At 63.5% G+C, this 13194-nt stretch carries 9 protein-coding genes; 6 read left to right on the top strand and 3 right to left on the bottom strand.

Annotated elements, in window-relative coordinates; genetic code table 11:
- Position 1 precedes the first annotated feature (1 nt).
- The 3 genes from VC352_RS06645 (at position 2) to yegQ (ending at position 3834) form a co-directional block, all read left to right on the top strand.
- A complete protein-coding gene (locus VC352_RS06645) occupies positions 2-1771 on the top strand; it encodes a sodium:solute symporter family protein (protein WP_322978794.1) in 1770 nt (589 codons plus the stop codon).
- Positions 1772-1861: 90 nt separating this feature from the next.
- The gene (locus VC352_RS06640) at positions 1862-2368 is read left to right on the top strand and encodes a hypothetical protein (protein WP_322978793.1); all 507 of its coding nucleotides are present in this window, start codon (positions 1862-1864) and stop codon (positions 2366-2368) included.
- Between the two features lie 140 nt (positions 2369-2508).
- Positions 2509-3834, top strand: coding sequence for a tRNA 5-hydroxyuridine modification protein YegQ (gene yegQ, locus VC352_RS06635; RefSeq protein WP_322978792.1), 1326 nt, complete (start codon positions 2509-2511; stop codon positions 3832-3834).
- Between the two features lie 9 nt (positions 3835-3843).
- Here yegQ and VC352_RS06630 read toward each other — a convergent pair whose 3' ends face one another.
- Both VC352_RS06630 and VC352_RS06625 read right to left on the bottom strand, forming a co-directional pair.
- Positions 3844-4551, bottom strand: coding sequence for a 3'-5' exonuclease (locus VC352_RS06630; RefSeq protein ID WP_322978791.1), 708 nt, complete (start codon positions 4549-4551; stop codon positions 3844-3846).
- Entirely contained in the window at positions 4548-6479 is a 1932-nt protein-coding gene (locus VC352_RS06625) for a putative nucleotidyltransferase substrate binding domain-containing protein (protein ID WP_322978790.1), read from the bottom strand. Before VC352_RS06625 ends, VC352_RS06630 begins: the two co-directional genes overlap by 4 nt.
- Positions 6480-6689: 210 nt before the next feature.
- Between VC352_RS06625 and VC352_RS06620 the strand changes: the two genes are divergently transcribed.
- Complete coding sequence (locus VC352_RS06620; protein WP_322978789.1) at positions 6690-8753, top strand: LTA synthase family protein; 2064 nt, start codon at positions 6690-6692, stop codon at positions 8751-8753.
- A gap of 858 nt (positions 8754-9611) precedes the next feature.
- Here VC352_RS06620 and VC352_RS06615 read toward each other — a convergent pair.
- Positions 9612-11789 (bottom strand): malate synthase G, encoded by a 2178-nt coding sequence (locus VC352_RS06615; RefSeq protein ID WP_322978788.1) that lies wholly within the window; start codon positions 11787-11789, stop codon positions 9612-9614.
- A 301-nt stretch (positions 11790-12090) separates the two neighbouring features.
- Here VC352_RS06615 and VC352_RS06610 point away from each other — a divergent pair, with 301 nt between their 5' ends.
- Both VC352_RS06610 and VC352_RS06605 read left to right on the top strand, forming a co-directional pair.
- Positions 12091-12540 (top strand): GNAT family N-acetyltransferase, encoded by a 450-nt coding sequence (locus VC352_RS06610; protein ID WP_322978787.1) that lies wholly within the window; start codon positions 12091-12093, stop codon positions 12538-12540.
- A 35-nt stretch (positions 12541-12575) separates the two neighbouring features.
- The gene (locus VC352_RS06605; RefSeq protein WP_322978786.1) at positions 12576-13094 is read left to right on the top strand and encodes a glycine cleavage system protein R; all 519 of its coding nucleotides are present in this window, start codon (positions 12576-12578) and stop codon (positions 13092-13094) included.
- Positions 13095-13194: the final 100 nt, after the last annotated feature.

Raw genomic sequence — 13194 nt, 5'->3', positions numbered from 1 at the left:
CATGAGCCAATTCGTCATCAACATGTTGTTCGTAGGCGCGTCCTTCGCGCTCTACATCGGCATCGCCATCTGGGCGCGTGCCGGCTCGACCAAAGAGTTCTACGTCGCCGGCGGTGGTGTGCATCCGGTCACCAACGGCATGGCGACTGCCGCTGACTGGATGTCCGCAGCCTCCTTCATTTCCATGGCGGGCCTGATCGCCGCTGGCGGTTATGCAAACTCCACCTTCCTCATGGGCTGGACCGGCGGCTACGTGCTGCTGGCGATGCTGCTGGCACCGTACCTGCGCAAGTTCGGCAAGTTCACCGTGCCGGATTTCATCGGTGATCGCTTCTACAGTCGTGGCGCGCGCCTGACTGCGGTGATCTGCCTGGTGATTATTTCCGTGACCTATGTGATCGGCCAGATGGCCGGTGCCGGTGTGGCCTTCTCGCGCTTCCTCGAGGTGAGCAACTCCACCGGTATCTGGATCGCTGCAGCCGTGGTGTTCGCCTACGCCGTATTCGGCGGCATGAAGGGCATCACCTACACCCAGGTTGCTCAGTACGTGGTACTGATCGTGGCCTACACCATCCCGGCCATCTTCATCTCCCTGCAGCTGACCGGTAACCCGATCCCGCCGCTGGGCCTGTTCGGTGACCACGTCGAGTCGGGCGTGCCGCTGCTGCAGAAACTCGATGAAGTGGTGCGTGAGCTGGGCTTCGCCGCCTACACCGCCGATGTCGACAACAAGCTGAACATGGTGCTGTTCACCATGTCGCTGATGATCGGTACTGCCGGTCTGCCGCACGTGATCATCCGCTTCTTCACCGTGCCGAAAGTGGCCGATGCGCGTTGGTCTGCTGGCTGGACGCTGATCTTCATCGCCCTGCTGTATCTCACTGCGCCGGCCGTGGCCTCCATGGCACGTCTGAACCTGGTGACCACCATCTATCCGGAAGGCGCCAGCGCCCCGGCTCTGGCGTATGCCGAGCGTCCGGACTGGGTCAAGAACTGGGAACAGACCGGCCTGATCAAGTGGGAAGACAAGAACGGTGACGGCCGTATCCAGATGTACAACGATGCGGCGCCGGCCTTCACTGCCACCGCCGACTCGCGTGGCTGGAAGGGTAACGAGCTGACCGTGAATAACGACATCCTGGTTCTGGCCAACCCGGAGATCGCCAACCTGCCTGCCTGGGTAGTCGGTCTGATCGCGGCGGGTGCCATTGCTGCGGCACTGTCGACGGCCGCAGGCTTGCTGCTGGCGATTTCTTCGGCGATCAGTCATGACCTGATCAAGACCTTGATCAATCCGAAGATCAGCGAGAAGAACGAAATGATCGCGGCGCGGCTATCGATGGCGGCGGCGATTCTGCTGGCCACCTATCTGGGCCTCAATCCACCGGGCTTCGCTGCGCAGGTGGTGGCGTTGGCCTTCGGTATCGCGGCTGCGACCCTGTTCCCGGTGCTGATGATGGGGATCTTCTCCAAGCGCATGAACGACAAGGGTGCGATCTGCGGCATGGTGGTCGGTCTGGTGGTGACGCTGGTGTACATCTTCACCTACCTGGGCTGGTTCTTCATCCCGGGCACCAACAGCCTGCCCAATACCCCGGATCAGTGGTTCATGGGTATCTCCCCGGCATCCTTCGGTACCGTCGGTGCGCTGATCAACTTCGCCGTGGCCTACGGCGTCTCGATGGTCACTGCCGAACCGCCGCAGGAAATCCAGGATCTGGTGGAGAGCGTACGTACTCCCAAAGGTGCTGGTGCCGCGCTGAGCCACTGAGCATAATCCCGGCCTGACGCCACCATCCGGTGGCCAGGGCTTCAGTACACGGGCCTCCGATGGAGGCCCGTCGTCTTTCAGGAACGTCATATGTTGTGGACTTTGCTCGCCATCGTGGTAGCGGGGATCGGCGCTGCCGGTTTGGCCCTGCTGTTGCGCAAACTCACCGGTAATCGCCTGCCGCGCTGGTTGGTGCCGCTGTTCGGCGGCCTGGGCATGCTGGGCTACCAGGTGGTGTACGAGTATTCCTGGTTCGACCATCAGCTCGAGCGCCAGCCGCCTGAATCGGTAGTCGTGGCCAGCGAGGCCGGGCATGTGTTCTGGCGTCCCTGGAGCTATTTCCTGCCGATCACCACCGCCTTCACCGTGCTCGACAGCAAGAGCGTCGTACGCCGCGAAGTGGGCGATGCGTCGGTGGCCGAATTCATGCTCTATCGCTTCGAGAAGCAGCATATCGATCATGTCTCGAATCAGGCGCATCTGCTCAACTGCCAGACAGGCGAACTGCTGCCGCTGGATGCGCAGCAAAAGCCGGTGCTGGAGCAGCTCAAGCGTATCGACAAAGGCGGCGTGCTGTACCAGCGCGTCTGCAGCTAGCCAGCGGCTGGAACGCTGCCCGTCAGTTGCATCACGAAGCCCCGGCATGCCGGGGCTTCGCCTTTCCATAGATGCAGATCAATGAGCGCCGCACGCTGCCTGCCTAGAATCGCCGGCTTTGCCTTGCAAGCAGGTGCTCCATGTCGTGTCGTCCCGAATTGCTGTCGCCCGCTGGCAGCCTCAAGAATATGCGTTATGCCTTCGCCTACGGCGCCGATGCGGTTTACGCCGGGCAGCCGCGTTACAGCCTGAGGGTGCGCAACAACGAGTTCGATCACGCCAACCTGGCCCTGGGCATCGCCGAGGCCCATGCCCAGGACAAGCAGTTCTACGTGGTGGTCAACATCGCCCCGCATAACGCCAAGCTGAAGACCTTTCTCAAGGATCTGCAGCCGGTCATCGACATGGCACCGGATGCGCTGATCATGTCTGACCCTGGCCTGATCATGCTGGTGCGCGAGCACTTCCCACACCTGCCGATTCACCTCTCCGTGCAGGCCAACGCGGTTAACTGGGCCAGCGTCGAGTTCTGGCGACGTCAGGGCCTGAGCCGGGTGATCCTCTCCCGCGAGCTGGCACTGGAAGAGATCGAAGAGATTCGCCAGGCCGTGCCGAAAATGGAGTTGGAGGTGTTCGTCCACGGCGCGCTGTGCATGGCCTATTCCGGGCGCTGCTTGCTGTCGGGCTACATCAATCGCCGCGATCCCAATCAGGGCACCTGCACCAACGCCTGCCGCTGGCAGTACCAGGCCACGCCCGCTGCTGAGAACGAAACCGGCGATATCGTCCGTCTGGTCGAGCCGACCTTGGGCGAAGGCGCGCCGACCAGCCAGGCCTTCCTGCTGGAGGAGGCGACCCGGCCGGGCGAGCAGATGGCCGCCTACGAGGACGAGCACGGCACCTACATCATGAACTCCAAGGATCTGCGCGCGTTGCAGCACGTGCCCCGGCTGGTGGCTATGGGCGTGCATTCGCTGAAGATCGAAGGGCGCACCAAGAGCCATTTCTACTGCGCACGCACGGCCCAGGCCTATCGCCGCGCCATCGACGATGCCGTGGCTGGGCGAGGCTTCGATCCCAGTTTGATGCACGACCTCGAATCACTGGCCAATCGCGGCTACACCGAAGGTTTCCTGCGCCGCCATGTGCATGACGAGTACCAGAACTACCAGCACGGCAGCTCGCGCAGTGAACGTCAGCAGTTCGTCGGCGAACTGACCGGCGAACGCCGGGGCGATCTGGCCGAGGTGTTGGTGAAGAATCGCTTCGAGGTGGGCGACGGCATCGAGTTGATGACCCCGCAAGGCAACCTGCATTTCACTCTGGAACATTTGGAGAGCCGCTCTGGCGAGCGTATCTCGGTCGCGCCGGGCGACGGCCATCGGGTGTTCCTGCCAGTCGCGCCAGGTGTCGACCTCGGCCATGCCTTGCTGCTACGTGATCTACCGCCGCACAGCGAGCAGTAGGGCGAAGCGTCAGAGCGACAGGGCCTGCTGCCGGCGACGACGGCTGGCGAGTTGGCGATCCAGTTCGACCAGGCTGTCGATGCCCTGGCGGCGTGCCTTGCTGAACAGCATCAGCGCCAGTTCGGCGGTGACCAGGGCATCAGCGCTGGCATGGTGACGCTGCTGCACCTGCAGACCGAAGGCCTTGACCCAGGCGTCCAGGCCACCGTGCTGTAGCTTGTTGTCGGGGCAAAGCAGCGGGGCGATCTCGGCGACATCGAAGAAGTGATGTTGCAGGCGGTAATCCAGGCTCTGCTTCAGGGCGCGGGCTAGCATGCGCTGGTCGAAGCCGGCGTGAAACGCCAGCAGCGGGCTGTCGCCGACGAACTCCATGAACTCCAGCAGCGCCTGTGCCGGGTCGACGCCACGCGCCACTTCGCTGGGGGCGATGCCGTGGATCAGGGTGCTGACGCTGGCCTGGTGATTCGGCCGGCACAGGGTGCATTCGAACTGCTCGGCGAAGTCGATGGCGCCGTTATCGATCACCACCGCGCCGATGGCCAGTACCAGGTCGCGGCGCAGGTTCAGGCCGGTGGTTTCCAGATCGAGGACGACGAAGCGTTGCTGGTGCAGCGGGCGCTCGTCCAGCGGCGCCGGCAGCGCCAGGGCCTGGCGCCGTTCCAGTTGCGTCTGGGTCAGGGCCGGGCCGCGGCCGCTGAACCAGGTGAATTTGCTCATAGCTGATACCTCGTGGCCAGGCTGCTCTGCAGGCGCTGGGCTTGGCGAAAGGATTCGCGCAGGATGCGCCGATCCAGCAGGTTCAGGCTGTCGGGGTCGAGTCGGTTGGAGTAGGGCAACTCGTCGCGCGCCTGCAACTGGTGCTGCTGCATCCGCGTTTGCTGAATGAAATGATAGGCCTCCTCGAAGGCCGCGCCGTCCAGCGCCTCGATCACGCCACGGCTGATCAGGGCGCGCAGGCGCTCCAGGGTGCCGACGGCGCCCACGCCATTGGCCAGTGCCAGCAGGCGCGCACCGTCGACGAAGGGCGTCAGGCCCTGCACCTTGAGATCGAGTGTGTCCTTGTCGGCACCGGAGCGGGCCACCACGAAATCACGGAAACGTCCAACGGGGGGGCGCTGGCGCAGGGCGTTCTCGGCCAGCATGCGCTGGAACAGGCTGTTGCCGGCGACCCGTTCGAGCAGCTCGCTGCGCAGTTGCTCACAGCCCTCGGTCGGCCCCCAGACGCTGCGCAGGTCGAAGTAGATCGACGAGCCCAGCAGATTCTCCGGGGTCGCCTCATGGATGAACCCGGCGAAGCGTCGCGACCACTCCTGGCGTGACAGGCACAGCTCGGGGTTGCCGGCCATGATATTGCCCTTGCACAGGGTGAAGCCGCACTGCTCCAGGCGCTGGTTGATCTCGGCGGCCAGCGGCAGCAGGCGTCCGCGAATGGCGGCGGCCTCGGCTGCGTCGCTGGCCTCGAAAAGGATGCCGTTGTCCTGATCGGTGTGCAGGGTCTGCTCACGGCGGCCTTCGCTGCCGAAGCACAGCCAGGTGAAGGGCATGCCGGGGTCGCCTTTTTCCTCCAGCGTCAGCTCGATCACCCGGCACACCGTGTGGTCGTTGAGCAGGGTGATGATATGGGTGATCTGCGTCGAGCTGGCGCCGTGGGCGAGCATGCGGTCGACCAGTAGGCGGATATCGCTACGCAGTCCAGCCAACGTCTCGATTTTGCCGGCGTGACGGATGGTGCGCGCCAGGTGCACCAGGTCGACGCGCTGCAGGCTGAACAGGTCGCGCTCGGAAATCACCCCACACAGTTGCTCGTTCTGCACCAGGCAGACATGGGCGATATGCCGCTCGGTCATGGCGATGGCGGCGTCGAAGGCGCTGGCATCCGGTGGCAGATGGAAGGGGGCGGTGGTCATCAGTGCGCTGATCGGCTGCGCCAGATCGATGCCATCGGCCACTACCCGGCGCAGATCGCGCAGGGTGAAGATACCCAGCGGGCGGCGCTGTGGGTCGAGGATCACGATGCTGCCGACGTGCTGCTCGTGCATCAGCCGCACGGCATCGCGCAGCGGCGTGTCCGGCGCGCAGCCGATGGGTTGGCGCATGGCCAGTTCGCCGAGGCGGGTATCCAGGGAATATTGCGCGCCTAGGGTTTCCACCGCGCGCAATTGCACCTGCTGGTTGACCTGGTCGAGCAGGCTGCTGACGCCGCGCAAGGCGAAGTCGCGCAGCGGGTTGGAAACGGCGAACAGCTTGACGAAGGCATGCTTGGCCAGCAGCAGGCAGAAGGTGTCTTCGGCGGCCAGGTGTTCGGTGCGCGTGGCGCGCTCGCCGATCAGCGCGGCCAGCGGGAAGCACTCGCCAGCGGTGATCTCGAAGGTGGTCTCGGTGCCGCGTCGGGCGCTGTGCGGGCGCTCGCCATGCACACGGCCCTGCTTGACGATGTAGAAGTGCTCGACCGGGCCATCGCTGGGCTTGATGATCGAATCGCCTTCAGCGTAGAAGCGCAGCTGGCAATGCTCGACCAGAAACGCCAGATGGGCCGTGTCCATCTGGTTGAAGGGGGGGAACTTCTGCAGGAACTCCATGGTGCCATGGATGTTCTGCAGCACCGCCGTCCTGCCCGCCTGGGCGAGCATGTCCGCTTTGCTCATGGCGCGGCCTCGTGGTCTTGTTTGCCCGCATTGTGCCTGTGGGTGGGCGGATTGCCCATTGCACCTAAGTCGCAGCGTCAGGCTGGAACGATAATTCTTCTTTTTTGACGAATTTTTGACTTCCTTTGCGGCACACTGCGTGTGCTTGCGTCCGCTCTCGTGCGTAGGCCCACGCTCTGCACTCCCTATCCCTCAGATCAAGGTCGTTCCATGCAGTCACCCGCATCTACCGCCCACCCGACGGGGCCAGTCAGTATTGGCAGTCACCTGGCGTTCCTTATCGGCAGCGTGTTGTGCATGCTGCTGCTCTTCGCCCTGGCCCGTGCCGGCCTGTTGGCCTACAACCAGGCGATGATCGGGCAGACGCCGCTGGCCAGCTTCGTCGAGGCATTCTTCAACGGCGCACGCTTCGACCTGCGCCTGATCGTCTACCTGTGCATCCCGCTGACGTTGTCGTTGTTCAGCGTGCGGGCCATGGCCGCGCGCCGTCTGCATGTGGCCTGGCTGACCGTTGCCACCAGCCTGTGCCTGTTCCTGGCGGTGGCGGAGCTGAACTTCTATCGCGAGTTCCACCAGCGTCTGAACAGCCTGGTGTTCCAGTACATGCAGGAAGATCTCGGCACGGTGTCGAGCATGATCTGGAACGGCTTCCCGGTGCTGCGCCTGCTGCTGGTATGGGTGCTGGCCACGGCTGTGCTGGCCTGGCTGTTCCGCCGTATCGAGCGCGCCACGCGGGCACGCAGCCACGCACCGGCACCGCGCTGGCCGGCGCGCACGGCGGTGTTCGTGATGCTCCTGCTGGTCAGTGTGGTGTCGGCGCGTGGCACGCTGCGTTCCGGCCCGCCGCTGCGTTGGGGTGATGCCTACACCACCGAGTCGATGTTCGCCAACCACCTCGGCCTCAACGGCACCCTGACCCTGGTCAGCGCCGCCAGCTACTTCTTCTCCGACCAGGGCGACAACCGCTGGAAGGCGACGCTGCCTGAAGCCGAGGCGCTGCAGACGACGCGCAACATGCTGCTGACACCGAACGATCGCCTGATCGATGACGACCTGGCAGCGATCCGTCGCGTCACCACACCACCTGCCGAGGGCCGCCTGCCGCAGGTGCGCAACGTGGTAGTGATCCTCATGGAGAGCATGGCTGGCCGCTATATCGGCGCCATGGGCAATGCCGACGGCATCACGCCGAACTTCGACGCCCTGGCCAAGCAGGGTCTGCTGTTCCAGCGGTTCTTCTCCAACGGCACCCATACCCACCAGGGCATGTTCGCCACCATGGCCTGCTTCCCCAATCTGCCGGGGTTCGAGTACCTGATGCGTATGCCCGAGGGCGGCCACCAGTTCTCCGGGCTGCCGCAGCAACTCAGCGTGCGTGGCTACGATGACGTTTACGTCTACAACGGCAGCTTCTCCTGGGACAACCAGTCGGGCTTCTTCGGCAACCAGGGCATGCGCAACTTCGTCGGCCGTGAGGACTTCGTCGACCCGGTGTTCATCGACCCGACCTGGGGGGTGTCCGATCAGGACATGTTCGACCGCGCGGCCACCGAGCTGGCCAGTCTCGACAAGAAGGGCAAGCCCTTCTATGCGTTGCTGCAGACCCTGTCCAACCACACGCCTTACGCCCTGCCGGAAAACCTGCCGGTCGAGCGTGTGACAGGGCATGGCTCTCACGACGAGCACCTCACTGCCATGCGCTACGCCGATTGGGCGTTGGGTCAGTTCTTCGCCAAGGCGCGCAAAGAGCCGTACTTCAAGGACACCCTGTTCGTGATCCTGGGCGACCACGGCTTCGGCAATGACGAGCAGATCACCGAGATGGATCTGTCGCGCTTCAGCATCCCGTTGCTGATGATCGGCCCTGGCGTGCAGGAAACCTTCGGCGCTAGCCGCGATATCGTTGGCAGCCAGATCGACGTGGTGCCGACCATCATGGGCCGCCTGGGCGAGCCGACCCAGCAGCAATGCTGGGGCCGTGACCTGCTCAGCCTGCCGCAAGACGATGCTGGTGTGGCGGTGATCAAACCGTCGGGCAGTGACCCGACCGTGGCCTTGGTCAGTGGCGAGCACATCCTGGTCAAACCGCGTGATCGCGACGCGCATCTGTACCGTTATTGGCTGGGGCGTGAGGCCGGTGGCAAGGTGGTCGATGATCCGCAACTGCGCAGCGAGATGGAGCACAAGCTCTCGGCGTTCGAGCAGACGGCTACTGACAGCCTGATCAACAACACCACGGGTGCTCACCCGAAGCAGGTTCCGGGTAACCGCTGAGGGTTGGTTTTGGGTATCAGAGAGGTTCTTTGGAATCTCTCTGATGCTGGGCTGGCAGGTTTGGGTGGACTTGTTGGTTGTTCGGGTGTTTGTTCCGGATTGCCGCGTTTTTGTTGATGTTCTTGGTTTCGCCCTCCCGGACGAGTGACTTTTGCGGGCAAAAGTAACTAAAACCCTCCGCCCGGTCATCCGGCCCTGGCTTCGCCAGGGTTCGCTCACTCCATCGCCGCTCCAGAGGCCCGCCGCGAAGGGCCATCCCTGGCCCATCGCGGCTCTCGCGACATCCATGTCGCTCGACCTCTTCCACGACGATTCCGTTCGCCCTACTGGGCGGGCTCTGCACGCGCCTGAACCTGGGGTAACTCAGGTGTAGCTGGGAGTGCTCTGGAAAGAGCGACAGCGAACGACAGACCCGTAGAGTTAAACCGATAGTTTCAGGCGCGCGAAAATCCCCCTTCAGGAGGCCGAACGTAGGCAGTGCGTAGGGGGCGAGCGGCATGGATGCCGCGAGAGGCTTGAAGGGCCATGGATGGCCCTTGCAAGCCGACCCCGGAGCGGTGCCGGAGTGAGGGAAGTCGAGCGAAGCGAGACCCGGATGGCGGGGTGCGCTTTCTTTTGCTTACTTTTCTTTGCGCATTTCAAAGAAAAGTGAGTCGCCCGAGGGGGCGAAACAAGAAGTCCCAGCAAACACCGTAGCGGCGTCCAGAACAACAACACGCCTACTCCAAACCTGCCAGCGGTGTAGGGCGGACTCAGGAGCGCCAGCGAACAGTCCGCCGGAACATACCAACGCCACCCCTCACAATGACCCACCGCCCATAAAAAAACCGCCTCATCGAGGCGGTTTTTGTTGGCGGGTTACAGCCCGTTCTTGGCCTTGAACTCGCGACGACGACGATGCAGCACCGGCTCGGTGTAGCCATTGGGCTGCTTGGTGCCTTCGACGACCAACTCCAGCGCGGCCTGGAAGGCGACGTTGTTGTCGAAGTCTGGCGCCATCGGGCGATAAAGCGGGTCATTGGCGTTCTGACGATCCACCACTGGCGCCATACGCTTGAGGCTCTCGACCACCTGCGCTTCGGTAACGATGCCGTGGCGCAGCCAGTTGGCCAGCAGTTGGCTGGAAATACGCAGGGTCGCACGGTCTTCCATCAGGCCGACGTCGTTGATGTCCGGCACCTTGGAGCAGCCGACGCCCTGGTCGATCCAGCGCACCACGTAGCCGAGGATGCCTTGCGAGTTGTTGTCCAGCTCGTTGCGGATCTCCTCCTGGCTCCAGTTGGTGTCCTTGGCCAGCGGGATGGTCAGGATGTCGTCCACCGAGGCCGGGGTGCGCTTGGCCAGCTCGGCCTGACGGGCGAACACGTCGACCTTGTGGTAGTGCAGCGCGTGCAGGGTGGCGGCGGTCGGCGACGGTACCCAGGCAGTGTTGGCCCCGGACAGCGGGTGGGCGATCTTCTGCTCGACCATCGCTGCCATCAGATCCGGCATGGCCCACATGCCCTTGCCGATCTGCGCACGGCCTTGCAGGCCGGTGGCCAGGCCGACGTCGACGTTGTTGTTTTCGTAGGCACCAATCCAGGTCTCGCTCTTCATGGCGGCCTTGCGCACCACGGCGCCGGCTTCCATGGAGGTGTGGATCTCGTCACCGGTACGGTCGAGGAAGCCGGTGTTGATGAACACCACGCGCTCGCTGGCAGCCTTGATGCAGGCCTTGAGGTTGACCGTGGTACGGCGTTCCTCGTCCATGATGCCGACCTTCAGGGTGTTGCGCGGCAGGCCCAGCACTTCTTCGACACGGGTGAAGATTTCGCTGGTGAAGGCGACTTCTTCCGGGCCGTGCATCTTCGGTTTGACGATGTAGACGCTGCCGGTGCGGGTGTTCTTGCGCGAGGTGTTGCCGTTGAGGTTGTGAATGGCAATCAGGCTGGTGAACAGCGCGTCCTGGATGCCTTCCGGGATCTCGTTGCCAGCGGCGTCGAGGATGGCCGGGTTGGTCATCAGGTGGCCGACGTTACGGATGAACAGCAGGGAGCGGCCGTGCAGGGTCAGCTCGGAGCCGTCCGGCTGGGTGTAGACGCGATCCGGGTTCATGGTGCGGGTGAAGGTGCTGCCGCCCTTGGACACTTCCTCGGCCAGGTCGCCCTTCATCAGGCCCAGCCAGTTCTTGTAGACCACTACTTTGTCGTCGGCATCGACGGCGGCGACGGAGTCTTCGCAGTCCATGATGGTGGTCAGCGCCGCTTCCATCAGCACGTCTTTCACACCGGCAGCGTCGGTGCTGCCGATGGGGCTGGAGGCGTCGATCTGAATCTCGAAGTGCAGGCCGTTGTGCTTGAGCAGCACGGCGATCGGCGCGCTGGCCTCGCCCTGGAAGCCGACCAGTTGTGCGTCGTCACGCAGGCCGCTGTTGCTGCCGCCCTTGAGCGAGACGACCAGCTTGCCGCCTTCGATGCGATAGCCGGTGGAATCGACATGCGAGCCGGCAGCCAGCGGCGCAGCCTCGTCGAGGAAGGCGCGAGCGAAGGCGATGACCTTGTCACCCCGCACCTTGTTGTAGCCCTTGCCCTTCTCAGCGCCGCCTTCTTCGCTGATCACGTCGGTGCCGTAGAGGGCATCGTACAGCGAGCCCCAGCGGGCGTTGGAGGCGTTCAGGGCGAAGCGCGCGTTCATCACCGGCACCACCAACTGCGGGCCGGCCAGGCGGGCGATTTCTTCGTCGACATTGGTGGTGGTGGCCTGGAAGTCGGCCGGCTCAGGCAGCAGGTAGCCGATTTCCTGCAGGAAGGCCTTGTAGGCTGCGGCGTCATGGGCCTGGCCCTTGCGTGCCTGGTGCCAGGCGTCGATCTGCGCCTGCAGCTCGTCACGCTTGGCCAGTAGAGCGCGGTTTTTCGGTGCCAGATCGGCGATCACGGCGGCGGCACCGGCCCAGAACTTGTCGGCAGCGATGCCGGTGCCAGGAATGGCTTCGTTGTTCACGAAGTCGTACAGGGCTTTGGCGACCTGCAGGCCACCGACTTGAACGCGTTCAGTCATCACTTGCCTCACTCTCTGAGCTTTACTCGATAGCCGCATCGGAGACGGTCTGGCCGTCTTGTAGTCCGTGGCGCGGCATACTACATCAAGATTTCGGGGAAATGCACGGGGTCTGCGTCAGTGCGCGACCGAAATGGGGTTTTCAGTCACGATGGATATTTATGTATCCATAATAAGTGAACATTGTTCCATATATTTTTGATTCGGGTATACGACTAATTGACCAGTTTGCATGCGGTAAGCGAGGCCCGCCTTCCTGGCCATCACCTATACTGCAGCTTCGATCTTCGTGGAGTCCGCCATGCCGGTAACCGCTGCCACCCCTGCCGATCTTGCTGACCTGACGCGCCTGTTCGGTGCTTACCTGCACTTCTATGAGGTGCCACGCCGAGCGGAGGAGATCGAGGCCTTTCTCGCTACACGTTTGCGCTTGGGCGACTCGCACCTGTTCATCGCTCGCGATGGGCGAGGCCAGGCGCAGGGCTTCGTGCAGCTCTATCCCTTCCAGTCTTCACTGGCGCTGGCCCCGGCCTGGCTGCTCAGCGACCTGTACGTCGATGAGTCGGCGCGCCGCAGTGGCGTTGGCGAGGCTCTGATGAACGCTGCGCGTGCCCATGCCGAAGCCTCCGGCGCCTGCGGTCTGCAACTGGAGACGGCAAAGACCAACCTGGCCGGCCAACGCCTTTACGAGCGCCTGGGTTACATTCGCGACGAGCAATTTCTTACCTACTGGCTGCCGCTGCGCAGCTGAGCCTTTCGAGTTCCACTCAAGCAACGAGGTCGTACATGGATCATCTGGTACTGACGGTGATAGCCGAAGATCAACCCGGCCTGGTCGAGCGCATCGCTGCCTGCATCGCCACGCATGGCGGCAACTGGCTGGAGAGCCGTATGGCGCGTATGGCCGGACAATTCGCCGGCATACTGCGCGTCGAGGTGGCGGCCGAGGCTCATGCCGAGTTGATCCAGGCATTGCAGGCTCTCGGCAGCCAGGGCATTCGCGTGCAACTGGCGGTCAGCGGTAGTGAGCCGGCCGGTCGCTACAACGCCATTCGCCTGGAACTGGTGGGCAATGACCGCCCCGGCATCGTCCGTGACATCACCCGCGTACTGGCCGAGCAGGGCGTCAACCTGGAAAGCCTGCTCACCGAGGTGGCGCCAGCGCCGATGAGCGGCGAGCTGTTGTTCACCGCCGAGGCGCTGCTGGCCGTGCCCGAAAACCTTTCCCTGGAACAGTTGCAGGCGCGCCTGGAAACCCTGGCCGATGACCTGATGGTGGAGCTCAATCTGCGCCAGGACGACTGACCGGGCTGATATCCACGACGGGTGGATCAGCCTGTGGATAAACTGGGGAGCCCCGGCGCACGACCTAGTGCCCCGGGGCTTTTTCATGGGAGGCTAAAAA

It is taken from the genome of Pseudomonas sp. C11 (genome assembly GCF_034683865.1).
In the GTDB taxonomy this organism is placed as follows: domain Bacteria; phylum Pseudomonadota; class Gammaproteobacteria; order Pseudomonadales; family Pseudomonadaceae; genus Aquipseudomonas.
The sequence above is the reverse complement of the archived record's forward strand: the minus strand, read 5'-3'. Positions and strand labels throughout refer to the sequence as shown.